Origin of the sequence: Curvibacter gracilis ATCC BAA-807, from assembly GCF_000518645.1 — a bacterium.
Taxonomy (GTDB): domain Bacteria; phylum Pseudomonadota; class Gammaproteobacteria; order Burkholderiales; family Burkholderiaceae_C; genus Curvibacter; species Curvibacter gracilis.
The window spans coordinates 138082-157414 of the sequence record NZ_JADZ01000010.1 but is presented as its reverse complement, the minus strand read 5'-3'; the positions used below and the strand labels follow the sequence as shown (position 1 = coordinate 157414).

General features: G+C 68.4%; 17 protein-coding genes. 13 read left to right on the top strand and 4 right to left on the bottom strand.

Features of this window, described 5'->3' with window-relative positions:
• The first annotated feature begins 2 nt into the window (after positions 1-2).
• The 9 genes from L880_RS0107455 to L880_RS0107420 all read left to right on the top strand — a co-directional run bounded on the left by L880_RS0107455 (position 3) and on the right by L880_RS0107420 (position 10861).
• Positions 3-347 carry a chaperone modulator CbpM gene (locus tag L880_RS0107455; RefSeq protein WP_051443139.1) on the top strand — a complete coding sequence of 115 codons (345 nt, stop codon included), beginning with the start codon at positions 3-5 and terminating at the stop codon, positions 345-347.
• Between the two features lie 152 nt (positions 348-499).
• A complete protein-coding gene (locus tag L880_RS31905) occupies positions 500-1315 on the top strand; it encodes a polyprenyl synthetase family protein (protein WP_157462690.1) in 816 nt (271 codons plus the stop codon).
• A 72-nt stretch (positions 1316-1387) separates the two neighbouring features.
• Positions 1388-1624 carry a hypothetical protein gene (locus L880_RS31900; RefSeq protein WP_043328823.1) on the top strand — a complete coding sequence of 79 codons (237 nt, stop codon included), beginning with the start codon at positions 1388-1390 and terminating at the stop codon, positions 1622-1624.
• A 44-nt stretch (positions 1625-1668) separates the two neighbouring features.
• Positions 1669-1854: an oxidoreductase-like domain-containing protein gene (locus L880_RS0107445; protein WP_043328821.1), complete on the top strand. Its 186-nt coding sequence runs from the start codon at positions 1669-1671 to the stop codon at positions 1852-1854.
• Between the two features lie 237 nt (positions 1855-2091).
• Positions 2092-3900, top strand: coding sequence for a putative bifunctional diguanylate cyclase/phosphodiesterase (locus L880_RS31895; protein WP_169737733.1), 1809 nt, complete (start codon positions 2092-2094; stop codon positions 3898-3900).
• 61 nt (positions 3901-3961) lie between these two features.
• Positions 3962-5482 carry a metallophosphoesterase gene (locus L880_RS31890; protein WP_051443136.1) on the top strand — a complete coding sequence of 507 codons (1521 nt, stop codon included), beginning with the start codon at positions 3962-3964 and terminating at the stop codon, positions 5480-5482.
• A complete protein-coding gene (locus L880_RS34300) occupies positions 5479-9297 on the top strand; it encodes an alpha/beta fold hydrolase (protein ID WP_051443135.1) in 3819 nt (1272 codons plus the stop codon). The genes L880_RS31890 and L880_RS34300 overlap by 4 nt, the downstream gene beginning before the upstream one ends.
• Before the next feature lie 28 nt (positions 9298-9325).
• Entirely contained in the window at positions 9326-10012 is a 687-nt protein-coding gene (locus tag L880_RS0107425; RefSeq protein ID WP_027475137.1) for a hypothetical protein, read from the top strand.
• Between the two features lie 87 nt (positions 10013-10099).
• Positions 10100-10861: a DNA/RNA non-specific endonuclease gene (locus L880_RS0107420; RefSeq protein ID WP_027475136.1), complete on the top strand. Its 762-nt coding sequence runs from the start codon at positions 10100-10102 to the stop codon at positions 10859-10861.
• A gap of 27 nt (positions 10862-10888) precedes the next feature.
• Here the strand turns inward: L880_RS0107420 and L880_RS0107415 are convergent, their stop codons facing one another.
• A complete protein-coding gene (locus tag L880_RS0107415; RefSeq protein ID WP_245615010.1) occupies positions 10889-11542 on the bottom strand; it encodes a GNAT family N-acetyltransferase in 654 nt (217 codons plus the stop codon).
• Positions 11543-11634: 92 nt separating this feature from the next.
• Here L880_RS0107415 and L880_RS0107410 point away from each other — a divergent pair, with 92 nt between their 5' ends.
• From L880_RS0107410 to L880_RS0107395, 4 genes are all read left to right on the top strand, one after another.
• On the top strand, positions 11635-12615 hold the full coding sequence (locus L880_RS0107410) for a class I SAM-dependent methyltransferase (RefSeq protein ID WP_027475134.1): 981 nt from the start codon (positions 11635-11637) through the stop codon (positions 12613-12615).
• A gap of 151 nt (positions 12616-12766) precedes the next feature.
• Positions 12767-14047 (top strand): sensor domain-containing diguanylate cyclase, encoded by a 1281-nt coding sequence (locus L880_RS0107405; RefSeq protein ID WP_027475133.1) that lies wholly within the window; start codon positions 12767-12769, stop codon positions 14045-14047.
• A gap of 420 nt (positions 14048-14467) precedes the next feature.
• Complete coding sequence (locus L880_RS0107400) at positions 14468-15076, top strand: RNA polymerase sigma factor (RefSeq protein WP_245615008.1); 609 nt, start codon at positions 14468-14470, stop codon at positions 15074-15076.
• Entirely contained in the window at positions 15073-15924 is an 852-nt protein-coding gene (locus L880_RS0107395; RefSeq protein ID WP_027475131.1) for a cupin domain-containing protein, read from the top strand. Before L880_RS0107400 ends, L880_RS0107395 begins: the two co-directional genes overlap by 4 nt.
• Positions 15925-15954: 30 nt before the next feature.
• Here L880_RS0107395 and L880_RS0107390 read toward each other — a convergent pair whose 3' ends face one another.
• The 3 genes from L880_RS0107390 to L880_RS36015 are packed head-to-tail and all read right to left on the bottom strand — an operon-like array spanning position 15955 to position 19201.
• Positions 15955-16812, bottom strand: a complete 858-nt coding sequence (locus L880_RS0107390) for a cupin domain-containing protein (RefSeq protein ID WP_157462688.1) — start codon at positions 16810-16812, stop codon at positions 15955-15957.
• Positions 16809-18890, bottom strand: coding sequence for a methyl-accepting chemotaxis protein (locus L880_RS0107385; RefSeq protein WP_027475129.1), 2082 nt, complete (start codon positions 18888-18890; stop codon positions 16809-16811). Before L880_RS0107385 ends, L880_RS0107390 begins: the two co-directional genes overlap by 4 nt.
• A complete protein-coding gene (locus tag L880_RS36015) occupies positions 18887-19201 on the bottom strand; it encodes a cupredoxin domain-containing protein (RefSeq protein ID WP_019572832.1) in 315 nt (104 codons plus the stop codon). The genes L880_RS0107385 and L880_RS36015 overlap by 4 nt, the downstream gene beginning before the upstream one ends.
• Positions 19202-19333: the final 132 nt, after the last annotated feature.

Here is a 19333-nt window from a genome sequence, read left to right as displayed (position 1 = left end):
CCATGAACCCAGCCCCCCAAAGCCCTCACACCAGCCATGTGCTGGATGCCGAGTTGCTGCCAGACGATGCCTTCGACCTGGAGGCCCTGGCCCAGGCCTGCCGCCAGAGCCCGGACTGGGTGCGTGTGCGGGTCGAGACCGGCGTGCTGCAGACCGACCCACCTGACCAGGCCTGGCGCTTCAGCAGCCAGACCTTTGTGCGCGCGCGCCGCATCGCCCACCTGGAAGCCACCTTTGACGCCGATCCCCAACTGGCCGCCTTGACGGTCGACCTGATCGAAGAGGTGACCCGTTTGCGCCGGCAACTGCAGCACTTGCAGGCCTTGCACGGCGATGCCCCGACCTGATGCGCGCAGTGCTGTAACGGGTCATTGCACCTGTCTGCCCGGCAGGCCCGACGAGTTCCCCTACACTCGCCGGCAAACCCTGCGCCGGATCAGGGTGCTCCACCCGCCCGCAAAGGGGGTTGGCTGCACCTGCCCCTGCCGAACCCGTCACCATGCAAGCCCCCATCCCGAGTTCTTTTCTTGCCCTGATTGATGCCGATCTGGCCCAGGTCGGCACGCTGATCCAGCAACGCCTCAACACCGACGTGGCGCTGATTGCCTACGCTGCCCAGCACATTGCCCATTCGCCCGAGCAGCGCGTGCGCCCCGCCCTGGCCTTGGTCTGTGGCCGGGCCCTGGGCGACAGCGGCGCGCGCCAGCAGGTGCTGGCTGCGGCGGTCGAACTGATCCACGCCGCCCTGGCGCTGCACCACGAGGTGGACCTGCCGGCAGAGCAAGCGCCCGCAGGCCTGGGCAATGCCCCGAGCGTGCTGCTGGGCGATCTGCTCTACACCGGCGCCTTCCGGGCCATCGTCGAGCTGGGCGACATGCGCGTGCTGCGCGTGCTGGCCGACGCCACCAACCAGGTGGCCGAAGGCTCGGTGATGTACCAACAGACCTACCAGGCAGCGGATGCGCCCGCCACGGCCGACGAGAGCGGCCGCCAGCACCTGCGCATCACCCAGGCCCGAACCGCCTCGCTGTTCGAGGCCGGGGCGCGTTGCGCGGCCATCCTGGCCGCGGCACCGCCCGAGGTGGAGGCCGCCCTGGCCGCCTATGGCCAAAGCTGGGGCCTGGTGTGGCAGCTGAGCCGCGAAAGCCATGCCGAAACCCCCACGCCTGCCCGGCCAACGCAATTGAGCCAGACGGCCCTGAGCGCCGCCCTGGCCCAAGCCCAGGCTGCGCTGGCCCAGGCCCGACAAGGCTTGAGCGGGCTGCCCGAATCGCCCTATCGGCAGGCGCTGCTGGACGCGAACGCCCTCGGTTGAGCGCCCGCGCACCCGGCGCAGGCCCAGGGCGGTTGCTCCGGCCTGCGGCTGGTGTTCAACGTGGGCGCCGGCATGACCAGCCCCGCCGCACTGACTCACACCCTGACCCGCACCCTGAGCGTTCACCCCGATCTGGTGGGCTCGGCCGCCGGGCTGTCTGGCGCCATCCAGAGGGTGGTGGGCGCCCTGTGCACCGCCGCCGTGGGGCTGGGCCACGACCCCGCCCTGGCCATGGCCACGGTGCTGCTCGGGGCCAGCACCCTGAGCCAGCTCGGCTTCCGGGATGCCTTGCGGACACCCGCGCCCTGACCCTGTGCCAGCAAGGGCCGCCTGCCTGCGCGAAAATCCCGCCCATGCCCAGCCCACTCCCTCTCAACGACGACCCCATGCCCACCCCGCCCGTGCCGCCCGAACTCGAGGACTGCTGCGGCAACGGCTGCGATCCCTGCATCTTCGACCGGCACGATCTGGCCATGGATGAATACCGGCAGGCCTTGCGGGCCTGGCAGGCCCGGCAAGCCCAGGCACCGCAGGCCTGAACGGTGGCGGGGGCGGCCACGCCCTTGTGGCAGATTCGCGCCAAGCGCAATCCCCGGTGCGCGATTGTTCAATTCAGACCGGGAAAATCGCACGCATGTCAGCATTTTCGTTGCATTATGTAACGGTCAAGCAACCGCCTGTTTTCCGGGATCGTCGCTTGAAAACGCAAAGACACGAAATCTGATAGCTCAATGCCGATTTTGCGCGAAATAGCCGACGAACTGACGACGAGACGAGTGCAAATCCTGGTCTCCCAGTCCCATTTGGGCACGTGGGCGGCTTTGTGCCTGTGTGGCCTGTTCGGCTTCACCCTGGTCGAGCGGGTGGGGTGGACGGCTTACGGCAGTTGGTACGCGGTGGTAGCCAGCAGCTACCTGCTGCGCCAATGGTTCTACCGGGCGCGTCTGCGCCGGCATGGCCCGACGCTGCGCACCTTGAACGTGATGGCGCTGCTCAACACCCTCACGGGTGCCCTGGCGGTGTCCTGTCTGCCCTTGTTCTCGAGCGCACTGGACACCATCGATCTGGCCCTGCTGTCGGCCCTGGTGGTGGGTTGGGCCGCGGTCACGGTCACCGTGCTGTCAGCCAGGCCGCGCATCTATGCGCTGTTTCTGGCCTTGAGTCTGGGCTCGGTGCTCTACGCCTGGTACGGTCATATCCAGCCGCACGCCTTGCTGACCCTGGCGGCCAGCCTGTTCTTTGGCGGGGTGCTGCTGCTCAATGTGTGCCGGATGATGGAGCGCCAACAGCAGTCGGAATACGAACACCAGAAAGCCATCACCGACAGCCTGACCCAGTTGCCCAACCGCGAGGGCATCCGCGCCGATGGCGATGCCAACCTGCGCCAGGGCAACGACCAACTGGTGTTGGTGCTGGACCTGGACCGTTTCAAATCCATCAACGATGCGCTGGGCTATGAATTTGGTGATGCCGTGCTGATCGAGGCGGCCCGCCGCCTGCACAGCATCCCCGGGGTCAAGGTGGGGCGTCTGCATGCTTCGCAGTTCTGCCTGCTGGCCTCCAGCCAGGCCGAGACCACCGACCTGATCGAAGAGGTGCGGGCCCGTTTTGCCGAGCCCCTGAACGTGATGGGCGAGCCGGTGGACATCAGCTTCACCGTGGGCGTGGCGGTGGCGCCCCGGCACGGCCAGAGCATGCAGCACCTGATCCGCGCGGCGGCCATCGCCACCCATGCGGCCCAGCGCGTCAATGCCGACTGGCTGACCTTCTCGGACAGCATGGAGCTGAACTCCCGTGCCGATCTGAGCCTGCTGTCCAAGCTGAAGGACGCACTGAGCCAGAACCAGATGGAGATGCACCTGCAGCCCAAGGTCCGCATCTCGGACGGCAGCATCGAGTCGGCCGAGGCCCTGATCCGCTGGCGCCACCCCGAACGCGGCCTGGTGCCGCCCAATGAGTTCATCCCCTTTGCCGAGCAGACGGGCAGCATCCGCCTGCTGACCGAATGGATGCTCAAGAAGGCGTTGCTGGTCTGTGCCCAGCAGCGGGCCGCGGGGCGGCCAATCCAGATCTCGGTCAACATCAGTGCCAGCGATCTGCGCGACGACCGCCTGAGTCTGCAGGCCCAGGAGCTGGCCACCCGGCTGAACGCCTGGCCGCAGGACATCCGCTTCGAGGTCACCGAAAGCAGCGTGATGAACGATCCCGATACCGCCCTCAAGCACCTGTACGCCCTGCGCGAGGCCGGCTTCAGCCTGTCGATCGATGACTTCGGCACCGGTTACTCCTCGCTGGCCTACCTGCAGAAGATGCCGGTGCAAGAGCTCAAGGTGGACCGCTCCTTTGTCAGAGGCGTGCAGGTCGGCACCTCCTCCGAGGTGCTGCTCGATTCGATCTGCACGCTGGCCCACCGCATGGGCCTGAGCATCGTGGCCGAGGGGGTGGAGACCGCCGAGGAATGGGCCATCGTGAAACGCCTGGGTTGCGAATACGTGCAGGGCTGGTATGTCGCCAAGGCCATGCCTGTGGAGACGTTCTGGGACTGGCGCCAGTTGAATGAACCTGTGATTCCACCCGGGCTTTGAAAGCCCCCCAGCAGCCCCGGCTGATCAGGTTCGGCCACCAGATACAGGAGCGAAATTGCCTATGACCACTGTGCGCTACGTCTGCGTGTCGGATCTCCACCTCGGGGCCCCGGACAGTACCCTCACGCAGTTGAATGCGGCCGGCGAATTTGACGCCGCCCACCCCAGCCCCACGCTGCTGCACTTTGCCTCGTCGCTGCGGCGCACCCTGCGCCACATGGCCCAGGCGGCCAAGGCCCAGGGCCTGGCCCCCACGCCGCCCACCCTGGTGCTGCTGGGCGACATCCTGGATCTGGGCATCTCGCCCATGGGGCAGGTGGCGCGGGTGTTCACCCAGTTTGTCGAGGCCTTGTTCCCCCCCGGCCAGGAGCCGGTGCTGGCCCCCACCATGCTGCTGGTGCCGGGCAACCACGACCACCACCTGTGGCGCATGGCCCAGGACACCTTGTTCGTCGAGGCCTTGCGCCAGGGCCAGATCCACGACGACCTGATCGACCACTCGGAATACCGCGACCGCCCCCCGGGCTCCGAGATCCCGTGCGACATGCTGACGGCCATCCTGCGCCGACACCTGCCCGATGAGCCTCAGGCGCGGGTGCACATCGCCTACCCCAACCTGTGCCTGTTGACGCCCGACCGCCAACGCGGCGTGGTGCTGCACCACGGCCACTACATCGACCCGACCTACCGCCTGATGAGCACCATCAACGGCCTGATGTCGGGCCAGACCATGAGCGACCTGAGCGCCGAGACGCTGGAGCAGGAAAACGGCGCCTGGGTCGACTTTCTGTGGTCCGATCTGGGCAGCGCCGGCGACACCGGGCGCGAGGCCTTCTCGCTCTACCAGGTCATGAACAACGCCGGCGCCTCGCACGCCTATGCCGACCAGTTCCGCGAGCGGCTGCTGGACCGGGTGGCGAGCCAGCTCGGCTTCAGCGGCAGCATGCCGCTGTACCAGGGCATCACGCTGCGCCAACTGGTGGGGGCGCTGATCGAGCTCACCCTGACGCGCAATGCCCAGGGCCAGCGCAACAACTTTCTCGATGTGCTGCCCCCCGACGATTTGAAGAACCTGAGCGCCTTCATCGGTGGCCCGGCCCTGTACGACCTGCAACAGGCATTGCGCCCCCACGCCGCAGCCCACCCCGCCCTGCCCGACTTCGACCTGTCCTTCGTCTATGGCCACACCCACAAGCCCTTCCAGCAGGAGCTGGTCATCGAGGGCCTGAACCAGCCGGTGGCCGTCTACAACACCGGCGGCTGGGTGCTGGACCAGCCCACCATGACCTTCACTCAGGGGGCCTCGGCCGTATTCATCAGCGACGAGCTGGACGTGGCTGCGCTGCGCCTGTTCAACGACCCCGTGGCCTCGCAGATGGCCCCGGTGCGGGCCGAGGGCCTGCAGAACTTCCGCGACCGGCACAACCCCTTGCTGGGCGCCCTGCAAGCGGCCGTCGCGGCCACTGCAGCGGATTGGGCCGCCTTCTCGGACTGCGCCCGCGACAAGCTCGAAGCCCTGGCCGCAGCGGCGCTCAACGCCCGCTCCATGGCCCACCCCTACCAGAAAGGAGCCCGGCCATGATGCGCAGGATCGCCCAAGACATTGGCCAGGGACAGGCCACCCTCCAGCCCTCGTACGAGGTGGTGGTGGTGGGCTCGGGCTATGGGGCCGGCGTGGCGGCCTCGCGGCTGGCGCGTGCGGGCCGCCAGGTGGCCCTGCTGGAACGCGGCCTGGAGCACCTGCCCGGCGAGTTTCCGGCCTCGCTCAACCAGGCCCGGGGCGCCATGCGCGTGGACACCGCCGCCCAGACCCTAGGCTCGCCCACCGGGCTCTACCAGCTGCATGTGCACGCCGACATGCTGGCCATGGTGGGCAACGGCCTGGGCGGCACCTCGCTGATCAACGCCAATGTGTCGCTCGAGGCCGACCCCGAGCTGCTGCGCAGCCCGGCCTGGCCCCAAGCCTTCCGGGACGACCCCCAGCTGCTGGCCACCTATGTGGAGCGGGCCCGGGCCACCCTGGAGCCGCGCACCTACCCGCTGGACCGGCCCACCCCAGCCAAGCTGGCCGCCCTGCGGCAGTCGGCCAGCCACCTCGACAAGCCTTTCAAGCGGGTGCCGATCAACGTCACCTTCGAAGACCGGGTCAACCCCTTCGGCGTGGCCCAGCCGGCCTGCAACGATTGCGGCGACTGCACCAGCGGCTGCAACGTGGGCGCCAAGAACACGGTGCAGATGAACTACCTGCCCGATGCCGAGCGCCACGGCGCCAGCCTGTTCACCGGCGTGAGCGTGAGCCATGTGAGCCGCGAGGGCACCCGCTGGCGCGTGCACTACCGCGCCACCGCAAAGCCGGAGGCCGCCCTGAGCAGCGTGCTGGCCGATGTGGTGGTGCTGGGCGCCGGCAGCCTGGGCTCCACCGAGATCCTGCTGCGTTCGCGCCAGCACGGCCTGCCCTTGTCAGACCGGCTGGGCGCCTCGTTCTCGGGCAATGGCGATGTGCTGGGCCTGGCCTATGACGCGGGCTGGTCACCTCAGGCTGCCGAGGCTGCGCAGGCCAACCCGGCCGACGACGACCCAGGCGAAGACCCGGACGAACTGGCTTTGCGTGAACCCCCAGTGGCCGACGTGCCGGGCCTGCACGGGGTGGGCCTGGGCCAGCGCAAGCCGGTGGAAGGCGCCCTGCCCGGCCCCTGCATCACCGGCGTGATCGACCTGCGCCAGGAGCCCGACCCCAAGGACCGCCTGGTGATCGAAGAAGGCGTGATCCCGGGCGCGCTGGCCCTGGCGCTGGCCCCGGCCCTGTTCTTTGCCTCGGCCCAGCTCAACACCGCCTTCGAATACGGCGCGGAGGACGGCAAGCGCAAGCTGCTCGATGCCAAGGCCATCGGCGAGGCCGTCCAGCAAGACCCCGGCCAACTGGCCGACATGGCCTACCGCGGCGCGGTGGACCGCACCCAGACCTTTCTGGTGATGAGCCTGGACGACGCCCAGGGCCAGTTGAAACTGCATGACGACCGCCTGCGCATCGATTGGCCCCATGCCGGGCGATCCCCCGTCATCGAGCACGACAACCAGTGGCTGCGCCGCGCCAGTGAGGGCATCCAGGGCCAGTTCATCGCCAACCCGCTGTGGACCGAGGGCATGGGCCAGAAGCTGGTCACGGTGCACCCGCTCGGGGGTTGCGCCATGGGCGACGATGCGTCGCACGGCGTGGTCAACCACCAGTGCCAGGTCTTTGCCGGTACGCAGGGCGAGGCCGTGCATGAGGGCCTGTACGTGTGCGACGGCGCGGTGATCCCCGCCGCGGTGGGGGTCAACCCGCTGCTGACCATCACCGCCGTGGCCGAGCGCGCCTGCCAGCGCCTGGCCGACCAGCGCGGCTGGACCATCCAGTGGGGTGCCACCCCTGCCCACCCTGCCACCCCACCGGCCGCAGCCGAGGCACCGGCGGACTCCGAAAGCCTCTGGGCGCGCCTGAAAAACGCTGTGCAAGAGGAGCTGCAGACCGCCGAGCACGCCCTTCAACAAGCCGGCCACACCTTGATGCACGAGCTGATCCAGCCCCTGGAAGACGGCGTGCTCGACTGGGCCAAGGCAGAAGGCGCCGCGGTGTTGAAAGCCGCAATCGCACGCTTTCCGCAGCTGCTGAGCCCGGCCTTCTCGTTTTCCGAGCGCATGGCCGGCTGGGTGAGCACCGAAGCCCTGCAGCAGAACGGGCCCGGCGGGCTGATCCACGACTTCGAGATCGCCCGCGCCTGGGGGCGCCGCCGCGGCCAGACTTTGAGCCTGGAGCTGTTGGTGCACACCCAGGACCTTCACCAACTCAACACCCACGAAGACCACCCCGCCGACATCGACGGCCAGGTGCATTGCCACGCCCTGGACCCCGAGCCCATGGTGGTGCGCCAGGGGCGCTTCCAGCTGCTGTGCACCGACGAGCAGCAGGTGGAGACCTGGCTCATGGTGTACGACATGACGCTGGAGCGCGCGCAAGGGCGTGGCCAGTTCCACCTGCACGGCCACAAGCGCCTGCACCAGACCGCCAGCTCCTCGAGTTGGCAGGACCTGACCACGTTGTTCGTGGAGGTGCGCGACCAGCCCGGTGGCACCCTGCTGGCCCAAGGCATCGCCTCGCTGGCCCTGGACGACCTGCTCAAGCAGCTGACCACCCTCAAGCTGGAGGCCGTCACGCCCCTGGCCCGGCAGATCCAGGCCCACCAACCCGGGCTGCTGGACACCATCCACCTCCTTTACCTGGAACAGTTTGCGGGCTTCTTCGGCATGACGGTGTTCCAGGCCTATGGGGGCCTGCTCTCGTGCCTGAACGACTTCCCGGGCAAGGCCCTGCCCCAATGGGCTGGGCGGGCCCTGAAGGCACCGGCCCCGGTGGTGCACAGCGTGCCGCTGGACGATGGCTTTTCGATCCGCCTGACCCGCTACCCAGGACAGAAAGGCCCGGTGATCCTGGCGCCGGGCTTCTCGATCCGGGCCTCCTCCTTTGCCACCGACACGGTGGACGAGAACCTGGTCGAGGCCTTGTGCCGTGAGGGCTTCGATGTGTGGCTGCTCGACTACCGCGGCAGCATCGACTCGGGCAGCCCGCTGCAGCCCTACACCATCAGCGACATCGCCCGCCATGACTGGCCCGCGGCCGTGCGCCATGTGCTGGCCCAGACCGGCCGACCCGACCTGCAGGTGATCGCGCATTGCGTGGGTTCGATGACGCTGCTGATGGCCTTGCTGGAGGGCATGCCAGGCGTGCGCTCGGTCATCGCCTCGCAGCTCACGCTGCACCCCATCACCAACTGGCTCAACGACCTGAAAAGCGAGCTGGGGGTGTCGCGCCTGTTGCAGAACATGCCCGAGTTCGGCGGCCATGTCGACTTCGTGCCCGGTGGCACCGACTTCGACAGCCAGCTGGACGCCGTGCTCTGGGGCGTGCCCGTGCCCGAAGGCGAGGCCTGCAAGAACCCGGTGTGCCGCCGCCTGTTTGCCATCATGGGGCCCTCGTACCGGCACGAGCAGCTCAACCACGCCACCCACACCGCCCTGGCGCGCATGGTGGGGCCGGTGTCGCTGCGGCCCTTCGACCAGCTGAGCCTGATCATGCAAAAAGGCCATGTGGTGGACCCGCTGGGGCACGAGCGCTACCTGAGCCCCGAGCGGGCGCGCCACCTGGCACTGCCCATCCACTTCATTGCGGGGGCCCGCAACCAGTTGTTCCTGCCCGAGACCAGCCTGCGCACCCTGGCCTGGCTGAGCGAGCACAATGACCCCGGCCTGTACAGCCGCCAACTCTTCAAGGACTACGCCCACATGGACCTGTTCATCGGCAAGAACGCGGCCACCGAGGTGTTCCCGCAGCTCGTCGCCGAGCTGAACCGACACCCCTGAGCGGCCCCCTCCAAGCCCGACCGAGCCCATGTACGCCGGACACTTCGCCATCGGCCTGGCCCTGCAGAGCCGCATCCCGCGGCAGCCGGCCTGGCCCGTCCTGCTGGGGGTGGGCCTGCTGGACATGCTCAATGGCCTGTTCATCGTGCTGGGCTGGGACCAGGTCAGCCCCAACCTGGCGGCCGGCCCCTACCTGTACTTCGACCTGCGCTTCATCGACTGGGACCACTCCTTGCTCGCGGCCGGGCTGTGGTCCGGCGCCTGGGGCCTGCTGTGCTGGCGCCGCAGCCGGGCGCTGGCGGCCTGGGGTCTGGTGGCGGCGCTGTCGCATTGGGTGGCCGACTGGCCGGTGCACAACCACGATCTGGCCCTGTTTCCGTTCTCGGATCAGCACATGGGCGCGGGCCTGTGGGGGCAGTTGGGCCCCTGGGCATGGTGGCTGGAGGGTGGCCTGGTGCTGGGCCTGATCGGGCTGGCCTGGCAGCAGGCCCGCCTGCGCGGCGCCGACTGGCGCTGGCCCTGCGCCCTGGTGGCTGCGCTGTGGCTGGGCCTGAACCCCTGGCTTTCGCCCATGCGCTGGATGGCCGCGTGGCCCGAGCCCTGGGCCCACCTGGGCCATGGCACGCTGGTGGGCCTGGGTTTTCTGCTGCCGGGCCTGGTGCTGATGGCACTGCTCACACGAGCCCCCTCAGTGCCCGAGCAACACACCCCGTAATTTCACTTGTTTTGCAGTTTGTGACACTTTGGCCGTGCTCCAATCGGGCGCTTTGGCTTTGTAGTTTCCGTGCATTTCCTGTCTCCGATGGCGCCCTGGTTGCGCCGCTTTGTCGCTTGTGCCGCCGTCAGCACCGCGTTCCTGGCCCCTCAGACCTCTGCTTGGGCCGCCTCCCCCGCCCAGGCACTGCCCACGCGCTTTGCCGAATGCCCTCAGTTCTTTGCCGGTGGTCATCCCCCCCAGGTGCCTGCAGCGCGTGGTTTGCGCGAGCTGTGTTACGAGGCGTTTGCCGTGCTGCACAGCGCCGAATCCCGCACCCCGGTGTTCGTGGCCGAGCGCCTGAACCGCCAGCGCATCGAGGACGCCGACGAGAAGCGGGCCGACAAGTTCTTTGCCGACGCCCGCCTGCCACGCAGCGAACGCGCCGAGCTGGAGGACTACAAAGGCTCGGGCTATTCACGCGGGCACATGGCCCCGGCCGGTGACATGCCCACACCCAGCGCCATGGCACAAAGCTTCTCGCTGGCCAACATGGTGCCGCAGAACAGCCAGAACAACAGCGGCCCCTGGGCCAAGATCGAGAAGGACACCCGGCGCTATGCCTTGCGCGCCCAGGGCGATGTGTTCGTGATCACCGGCCCGGTGTTCGAGCCCGGCAGCGAACGCATCGGCCCCCGTGGCGTGCGGGTGCCGGCCTACCTGTACAAGCTCGTCTACGACGCCCACACCGGCAAGGCCTGGGCCCACTGGCAGCGCAACCAGGCCGGGGAGCGCGTGTCGGCCCCCATCAGCTATGCCGAGCTGGTGCGGCGCACGGGGATCGAGTTTCTGGGCGGGCGCAGCGACTGAGCCCATGCGCACAGGCCACCCGCCGGCTCACACCTGACCGCCGCCAGCCACCAGCCGCTCCCGCAGGGCCTGCCGCACCTGGGGCCACTCGTCATCGATGATGCTGAAGCGCACCGAGTTGCGCTTGCGCCCATCGGGCATGATGCGTTCATGCCGCACGATGCCCTCCTGCACCGCGCCCAGGCGCAGGATGGCGGCGCGCGAACGCAGGTTGATCTCGTCGGTGGTCAGTTGCACGCGCACGCACTGCATCACCTCGAAAGCATGGCGCAGCAGCAGGTACTTGGCCTCGGTGTTGGCAAAGCTGCGCTGCCAGCGCGCGGCCAGCCAGGTGGCGCCGATCTCCAGCTTGCGGTGCCGGCGGTGGATCTTCCAGAACCGCGTGGTGCCGATCACCTCGCCGGTGGCCACCAGCTCGGTGGCAAAAGGCATCACGGTGCCCGCCTCGCGCCCGGCCAGGGCCTCGGCCAGGTAGGTGTGCACCGTGTCGGCCGACGGCACCACTGTGAAGGGCAGTTGCCACAACTCGCCATCGGCGGCGGCCTTCAACAGGGCCGGGCCATCGTCGGCCTGCAAAGGGCGCAGGCGGATGCGCGGCCCTTGCAGGGTGGTCAGCAGATGGAAGGGTGCGGGTGCAGGCGGCTGAGCCGCTGGGACAGGAGGAATCGGCGTGGCGTTCATGGCTGCAGATTCTGCCGTGTCGGCCCACGCTAAGATGTGCCCCCTTCCGGGCGTCGCCTTGCCCAAGCAGTTCCACCCCACGATCTCCCCCCATGCAAGCCCTGCTCGACACCATCGCCTCGATGGACATGCCCCAAGACGCCCAACGCCTGTTCCATGGCCGGGGTGGCCGCTACCCGGGCTGTGAGCAATGGACACTGGACGCCTACCCGCCCGTGTGGGTGGTGACCAGCTTCCTGCCGGTTGAAGAATCAGAACTGGCCACGCTGCAGACCGCCCTGCAGGCCCGCTGGGCGCAGATCGCCCCCGGGCAGCCGCTAAACTGGGTGTTCCAGCAGCGCCTGGAAGGCCGTGCCGAGACCCGGCTGATGGCGGGCAGCGTGCCCGAGCCGCACGTGGTGACCGAAGCGGGCGCGCAGTACCGGGTGCACGTGCTCAAGGGACAGAACCACGGCCTGTTCCTGGACATGGCCGAAGGCCGGCGCTGGGTGCGCAAGCACCTGCTGGCCCACCCGCACCCCAACGGCCTGCGCGCCCCCAAGGTGCTGAACCTGTTTGCCTACACCTGTGCGTTTTCGGTGGTGGCCCTGCAGGCCGGGGCGCGCCAGGTGGTGAACGTGGACATGAGTTCCGGCGCCATCGCCATCGGCCAGCAGAACCACCGCCTCAATGGGCTGGACACCGGGGCCAGCTTTCTGGCCCACGACATCTTCACCACCTGGGGCAAGATCAACCGGGCCGGACCGTATGACCTGGTCATCGTCGACCCGCCCACCCACCAGAAGGGCAGCTTTGTGGCCACCAAGGACTACGCCCGGCTGATGCGGCGCCTGCCCGACCTTTTGGCACCCGAGGGCCGCGCCCTGCTGTGCCTGAACTCGCCCACCCTGGGGCTGGATTTTCTGCAGGACCAGATGCGCGACCTGGCGCCCAGCCTGGTCTTTGAGCAACGCGTGGCCAACCCGACCGTGTTTGCCGACACCAACGAAGACCGCTCACTGAAGGTGCTGGTCTACCGGGCCGCACCCGCGGACGCCCCGGCGACCACTGCTGAGGTTGCAAAGCCGGTGTAAAGACCGGCCGGCATGGGGCCTGGCCAGTCCCCGGGAGCCGGCAAATGGAAAACCCGCAGGCCCGAAACGGCCCAGGTGGTGCTAAATTGCAGACAAGGTCGTCGAATTTAGCGATGACCGGTCTACCTACCGCCTTTATTCCAGAGCTTCCATGCCGCATTCCCCGGAACTGCACACTGACACTCTGGACGCCCTGCCCACCCCCGCCGTGGTGGCCGTGTCGGGCCAGATTGTTCACGCCAACCCCGCCTGCCTGGCGCTGCTGGAGGCCGAACAGGCCGATCAGGTGCTGGGGCGCTCTTACAGTGATTTCACCCACCCGCTGGATCTTGCCCGAGCCCGCCGGCGCGTGCAGGCCTTGAGCCAGGGCGGCGTGCCCGGTCAGCGCAACCAAAGCACCAGCTACCGCATGCAGACCTGCTGCGGCAACACCCGCATGGTGCTGCTGGCCAGTGCCAAGGTGCTGTGGCAGGGGCAGCCGGCCCTGCTGGTCAGCGGCATCGACATGACCCACCTGGACCGCCTGCAACACGAGATGCAGGAAAGCGAGCGCAATTTCCGGCGCCTGTTCGAGAAGATGCAGGACGTGTACTACCGCACCGATGCCCAGGGCGTGGTGCAGCATGTGGGCCCGGGCGTGCGCCGCGTGCTGGGCTACGAACCCCATGAAATCGAAGGTCGCACCGCCGAGTCTTACTACCCGCAGAGCAAGGACCGCGACGCCTTCAAGGTGGCCATCATGGAGCACGGCGAGGTGTCCGACTTCCCCGGCCAGATGGTGCGCCGTGACGGCCAGGTGATCGACATCTCGATCAGCAGTCACGCGCTGTACGACCAGCACGGCGCCTTTGCCGGCGTGGAGGGCATCTACCGCGACGTGACCCAGCGCAAGAACCTGGAGCGCGAACTGCACCGCCTGGCCAGCACCGACATGCTGACCGGCCTGAGCAACCGCCGTGTGCTGCTGGAGGCTGCGGAATCGCTGTTTCTGGCCAGTGCCGCCTGCGGCGACGCCGGTGCCTCGCCTGCGCCAGCGCTGCTGATCCTGGATCTGGACCACTTCAAAAGCATCAACGACCGTTACGGCCACCTGGAGGGCGACCGCGCCCTGATCGAGTTTGCTGCCGTGGTGCGCGCCGAGCTGCGCAGCAGCGATGTGGTCGGGCGCATGGGCGGCGAGGAGTTTGCCGTGCTGCTGCCCGACACCCGCAGCTCCGAAGCCGAGGCCATTGCGCAGCGCATCCTGCAGCAGCTGCGCCTGCGCCAACTCTGGGGCGGTGAAGACCAGCACCCCCGAGGCATGACCGCCAGCATCGGCGTGGCCAGCCGCCAGCCCGGCGACCGCCACCTGCGCGACTGGTTGGACCGCGCCGACAAGGCCCTGTACCAAGCCAAGCACCAGGGGCGTGACCGGGTGGTGCTGGCAGATTGAGCTTGCAGGGGGCTGCTTTGCGGCTTTCGCAGACGCCCTCCCCCAGGTGCCGGAGCACCGGTCGGACGAAGAAAACCTTGTTTTTACGGCGCGCTGCATCCAAAAAGGAATGTGTTGCGTATCAGCGGTGGAGCATGGCGTTGCCTGCAGGCCATTGACCCAGCACGCCAACACGATGCTTGCCCGGTCGGCCATCCTTCAGGCACCTGGGCAGGTGCCCTCGTGTGCCTGGATGGCGCACGGGTCAGAGCAAACGCGCCAAGAAAGCCCTGGGCGGGGGAAGCGATAGCTGCAATGGAATTTCCTGAAAACGATCCGGAAGAGGACGAATGGGTACTGCAGGTGCTTGGCGATGGGGAAACCCATCCGCCAAGGCTGGAGGGACGTACGCCCGTCATCGATGACCCTGACGAGACCGGCATGCCAGACGAGCCCGACGTGCCCGACGAATCGGCGCTGCTGGCCGCGCTGGTGGCCCGCGTCATGCGCCAGGACGAAGCCGCCCTGGCCGAGCTGTACCAGCGGCTGGTGAACCGGGTCTATTCCACCGCACTTCATCTGACACGCAACCCGGCTCTGGCCGAAGAGGTGACAGAGACCGCGTTCTGGCAGGTCTGGCGCCAGGCCCCGCGTTTCGACACGACACGCGGCAGCGTGACGGCCTGGGTGCTCAACATCACGCGATCGCGCGCCTTGGACGCCCTGCGCGCCTTGCGCAGAACCCCCGGTTACGAAGGCCATGTCGACGCCCAGGACGAATCGGGGGCCCTGTGCAGCGATGCCCAGGACGACCCCATGGACCTGCTGGAGCTGGCCCAGAACGGCACCCGGCTGCATGAAGCCCTGTTGCAGTTGGACCCGATGCGACGCCAGTTGATCGCCCTGGCCTACTTCCGTGACATGACCCAGGAGCAGATCGCCGCCCATGTCCAGATGCCCTTGGGCACCGTCAAATCCCACATGCGGCGCACCTTGTCACTCCTGAGGGTGGCGCTGGGAGAAACACCGAGCCGGAGGCCATTGCGATGAAGCCGCGCGACAATCCAGGCCGTGAACCCTTCTTGCTCGACCGCTCCATGACCTTCAAGCCAACGCCCATGCCCTCGCTGTGGCCCGGCGAGCTGGCGGCCCAGCTGCGCGAACAGGCACCGCCGGCCGCGCTCAAAGAATCCATGGCCGCCCGCCTGCGGGCCCGAGCCTCGGCCAGCGCCCAGGCGCACAAAGCCTTCAAGGTGACGCGGCGCGAAGATGGCGCCTGGCAGCAACGTGGCCCCGGCGCCCAGGCGCGCGTCCTGTATGAAGACGCCCAGTTCTGCGTCGAATGTGTGCGGCTGCAAAACGGCGCCGCCATGCCCTGGAACGACTCGGACCACGCCCAGGAAATACTGCTGCTGCAGGGCCGCTTGGGCTGGGACGGCACGCCCCTGCCGCCCATGGGCTACGGCGTGCGCGGCACGCCCCACACGCCCGTCGTGGCCGCACAGGCCGGGACTGAGGTGTACGTGCGTCGGTTGCGCGTGGAGGCCGCCACCTTGTCTGCGGTCGAATCGCATTGGTGGCAGCAAGCCGCCGGTCAACGGGTGGACGACGCCTTGGGCGGCACCTGGTCTGCCAACGGGCAGGGCATGGAGATGCGGCCGCTGGCCCAGGCCGGCGCAGTGGCATCGATGCTGGTCCGCCTGGCCCCGGGGGGTGTCGCCCCCGATCACGCCCACCCGATTGCCGAAGATTGCATGATGATCGAAGGCGAGCTGTACCTGGGCGACATCCTGCTGCGTGCCATGGACTACCAGCTGGCCCCCACCGAGGCCAGCCATTGCCGCATCAGCAGCGACACCGGCGCCCTCTTCTTTGTGCATGGCGCGCTGCCGGCCTGAGGGTTGAAGGCCCACTGGCCGTGTGGCTGCTCAGCGGCGCGGCTCGCGCAAGACCGGGTCCAGCGCGCCATGGAAGAAGAACAGAACCCCGACATCGCTGAACTCGCCAAAATGCCCGCCTCCGGCCGGCGCCAATTGGTAGTCGCCCGGTTGCAGCAGCATGTCCCCGAGGAACATCTCGCCCTCCAGCACCAGGCAGTCCTCGTCCAGCGCATGGTGATGGTCGTTGACGCCGGCACCCGCTTCGAAGCGCACCAGCATGGACACCACCAGGGCGTCCCCGCTGAGCAGGCAGACCTGGACCCCGGGGCCACTGGCGATCCAGGCGCTCAGGCCCGGCTCCACCTGGGTCTGGGGTGCCAGCGCCCGTTGCCACCAACGGGCCTCCAGCGGAGGCAGTTGCTCGACAGGCGCACGCAGGTGGCGCACATAGACCTGGGTGTCGCCGTGCGCCATCAAGGGCATGGCGGGCTGGTCCGGCCCCTGTCCGGGCGCCCGGCGCACCCGGTAGCTGTAGCGGTAGTCCGTGGCGGCATCACTGCCCGACGGGCTTGCCCACGCCCCCTGCAAGAGCAGCACCTCCTGCGCCAGAACGCCCTCGGGCCACGGCAGAGGCTGGCCATCGCGCAAGTGCAGCAGCTCGACCCGGAAAAAGGCGTCCTCGCGCAGCACCGCGGGCCCGCCCACCGGGGCGCCGCCCAGCCAGGCCGAGCCCCCACGGCGCACCGTCAGGTAGTCGCTGTGGGCCGCCACGCTGAGCTGCACCCGCCCCATCAGGCGTTGCATCACACGCTCATAGCGGGTCGACGACAGGCCCAGGCCATCCGCCCCATGGCCTGTGGAAACCCCATCGTTCATCGGAGCAGGATCTTGGTCGGTTGGGCTCATTGAGAAGCACTCAGAGGGTGTGCCAGCAAGGGTTCGGGGGCCGGGTCCAGCGCTGCGCTGTCCAGGGTGGGCGATCGGTCACGCAGCAGGCGCTGCGATGCCGACCATGACGGCAGGCGGAAAGCCTCCACCCGCAGCGCCAGGTGCTGGGCCAAGCCCTGCAGCTGCTCGGCCGCCGTGGCCGTGCCCGTGGCCTGGGACGAGCCTTTGGCCGTGGCGGCGGTCAGCTGCTGCAGCCTGGCGTCGACCTGGGCCGTGGCCTGGGCCTGGGTGGATGACTGGGCCGCCAAAGTCTGCAGGGTCTGCTGCATGCGCTCGGCGTTGGCCGCCAGGGCGTTCATTTTGTGGGCGGTCTGCTCGCCGATGGCCACGCTCTGGGCCACCCGGGCCAGGTTGGCGGAAAGCAGTCGCTGGATGTTGTGCGCCGCCGCCGCAGATTGCACGGCCAGTTGCCGCACCTCGCCCGCCACCACGGCGAAGCCACGCCCGCTGGCGCCCGCGCGGGCGGCCTCCACGGCGGCGTTGAGGGCCAGCAGGTTGGTGCGAAAGGCGATGTCGTTGATGAGGTCGGTGATGTCACGCATGGTGCCGGAGGACACCCGCAGCTCGGCCATCACGGCCAGCCACTGCTGAACCGAATCGAGCCCGGCCTGGGCGGCCTGGGCGTTCTCTCGCGTCAGATCCGCCGCCTGCTCCAGCCCCCGTCCCGCCTGCTGCACCGAGGCGCTGAGCGCATGGGTGGCGGCAGACGCGTCACCGATCTGGCGGTCGGCGGCTTCGTTCAGCGCCTGCAGGGTTTCGGCATCGCGGCTCAGTTGCACCGTGGCCCCCAGCACCTCGGCACCTGCCCCGCGCACCTCGCCCACGAGGGCGGCGATCGCGCCCTGCATGTGGCTCAGCTGGTGCACCAGATCAGCCACTTCGTCGCGGCCCCAGGCCTGGGGCGCCTGGGTGAGATCGCCGTCGGCCAGGCGCTGCATTTGCGATCCCAGCAAGGCCATGCCCCCGGCGCTGACCCGGCTGAATGAGACAAAAAGGTAGGCCGCCAAGGCCAGGCTCAAGCCCAACATCAGCAGCACGGCATCGCGACGCCTCTGCAGCGATTGCTCGCGGGCCGCCAGTGTCGTGTCCAGCGCTTGCAGGCCACTGGCCTGCAAGCGTCGTTGCCCCTGGTCCAGGGTCTGGGCCACACGCTCGAAGGTCGCGGCATCGCCCGACAGGGCCGGGCCCAGGAACTGCCGGCGCGCCAGGCCGCGCAGTTCAGCCGCCGAGGGCAAGGCCTGTGGATCCGGCAGGCCGCTGGCGCCATCGCCCTGGGCCTGTGTGAAGGCCTTGAGCAAGGCCTGGTCCAGGTACTCGATGACGGGCAGTTGGTCGGCCATGATGCGTTGCTGCGGCGGCTCCAGGCGCGCCGAGCGCAACACCCAGCCGCCCAGTGAGCGCACCTGCGAGGCCTTTTCCTGCAGGACCGGCAAGACCTGCAGCGCGCCACGGACCAGGCTTTGCCCCACCAGGCTGGGGTCCTGCGCCAGGCGAGAGGCATCAAGCACCTCTTGCAGCAGCACCTGGCCATCGGCCACCACCTGGGACAGGCGCTCGAAGGCATCCATCGGATCGGCCTGCGCGGGGTCGAGGGCGGGCGCCCCGGACATCCGATCGGCCATCAAGTCGGCAGGGAGTTCTGAGGGTAATTCAGCCAGCAAGGGTGACAGCACCGGAGCGGCATCCTGCCGCATCAGCTCGGCCCTGAGCTGGGCATAGCGGCGCGGCGCCTGCTGCGCCGACGCCAGGTTGGCGGGGCCGGGCAGCAGCAGGCCCAGGCGCAGATCCTGCACGGACTGGACCAGCGCCAGCACCCGTCGTGCCTGCTCGAGCCCCTGCCGCTCGGACCGGACATGGCTCAGGCCTTGAAACACCGCGCCCAGGTAGGCCACCGCCAACACCCCCAGTGGCAGCAGAAAGGCCAGGCTGATCAAGGCGGCACGGGCACGGAAACGCAGGCGCCGGAAGCCCCGCACCCCCGGGGCCCAGAGCCCATGGTGCGCAAAGAACCCGCTGGCGCCAGGCCCTGATGTCATGGGGCCACCACGATGCGCATTTTCATGTTGGGGTGGATGCCGCAGATGACATCGACCACACCGGTCTTGTCGAAGGTGACGCTGCGCTGGGTGCCCTTGGGCAAGGTTCCGAGGTCGAAGCTCTTGGCTTCGGAAGACGACAACACGCTGTGGCTGAAGGCATCTTCATTGCTGAAGCGCACGCTGTCGCCCACGCGGATCTTGAGTTCGGCGGGCGCGAAGGCCCGGGCGCGCTGGACCGCCAGGTGCTCCTCGGCGTGGGCCGCGTTCAGGCCAGCCAGGATCAGGGCAGCAAAGAGGACAGATTTCATGAGGGCTCCGGAGATCAGAAAGTGAAACACGACTGATCTGTCTACGCCCCACCTCCAGCGCCGGATGCACCATGCCAGGGATGCCATCGGGGTCTTTGAGGGTCGCCAGGGCCGGGGCCGCGGGCAGGCCAA

Excerpts from the sequence above, each read along its gene's own strand:
- L880_RS0107455 (WP_051443139.1), top strand. The coding sequence starts at position 3 with ATGAACCCAGCCCCCCAAAGCCCTCACACCAGCCATGTGCTGGATGCC.
- L880_RS31905 (WP_157462690.1), top strand. The coding sequence starts at position 500 with ATGCAAGCCCCCATCCCGAGTTCTTTTCTTGCCCTGATTGATGCCGAT.
- L880_RS31900 (WP_043328823.1), top strand. The coding sequence starts at position 1,388 with ATGACCAGCCCCGCCGCACTGACTCACACCCTGACCCGCACCCTGAGC.
- L880_RS0107445 (WP_043328821.1), top strand. The coding sequence starts at position 1,669 with ATGCCCAGCCCACTCCCTCTCAACGACGACCCCATGCCCACCCCGCCC.
- L880_RS31890 (WP_051443136.1), top strand. The coding sequence starts at position 3,962 with ATGACCACTGTGCGCTACGTCTGCGTGTCGGATCTCCACCTCGGGGCC.
- L880_RS34300 (WP_051443135.1), top strand. The coding sequence starts at position 5,479 with ATGATGCGCAGGATCGCCCAAGACATTGGCCAGGGACAGGCCACCCTC.
- L880_RS0107425 (WP_027475137.1), top strand. The coding sequence starts at position 9,326 with ATGTACGCCGGACACTTCGCCATCGGCCTGGCCCTGCAGAGCCGCATC.
- L880_RS0107420 (WP_027475136.1), top strand. The coding sequence starts at position 10,100 with ATGGCGCCCTGGTTGCGCCGCTTTGTCGCTTGTGCCGCCGTCAGCACC.
- L880_RS0107415 (WP_245615010.1), bottom strand. The coding sequence starts at position 11,542 with ATGAACGCCACGCCGATTCCTCCTGTCCCAGCGGCTCAGCCGCCTGCA.
- L880_RS0107410 (WP_027475134.1), top strand. The coding sequence starts at position 11,635 with ATGCAAGCCCTGCTCGACACCATCGCCTCGATGGACATGCCCCAAGAC.
- L880_RS0107405 (WP_027475133.1), top strand. The coding sequence starts at position 12,767 with ATGCCGCATTCCCCGGAACTGCACACTGACACTCTGGACGCCCTGCCC.
- L880_RS0107400 (WP_245615008.1), top strand. The coding sequence starts at position 14,468 with ATGCCAGACGAGCCCGACGTGCCCGACGAATCGGCGCTGCTGGCCGCG.
- L880_RS0107395 (WP_027475131.1), top strand. The coding sequence starts at position 15,073 with ATGAAGCCGCGCGACAATCCAGGCCGTGAACCCTTCTTGCTCGACCGC.
- L880_RS0107390 (WP_157462688.1), bottom strand. The coding sequence starts at position 16,812 with ATGAGCCCAACCGACCAAGATCCTGCTCCGATGAACGATGGGGTTTCC.
- L880_RS0107385 (WP_027475129.1), bottom strand. The coding sequence starts at position 18,890 with ATGACATCAGGGCCTGGCGCCAGCGGGTTCTTTGCGCACCATGGGCTC.
- L880_RS36015 (WP_019572832.1), bottom strand. The coding sequence starts at position 19,201 with ATGAAATCTGTCCTCTTTGCTGCCCTGATCCTGGCTGGCCTGAACGCG.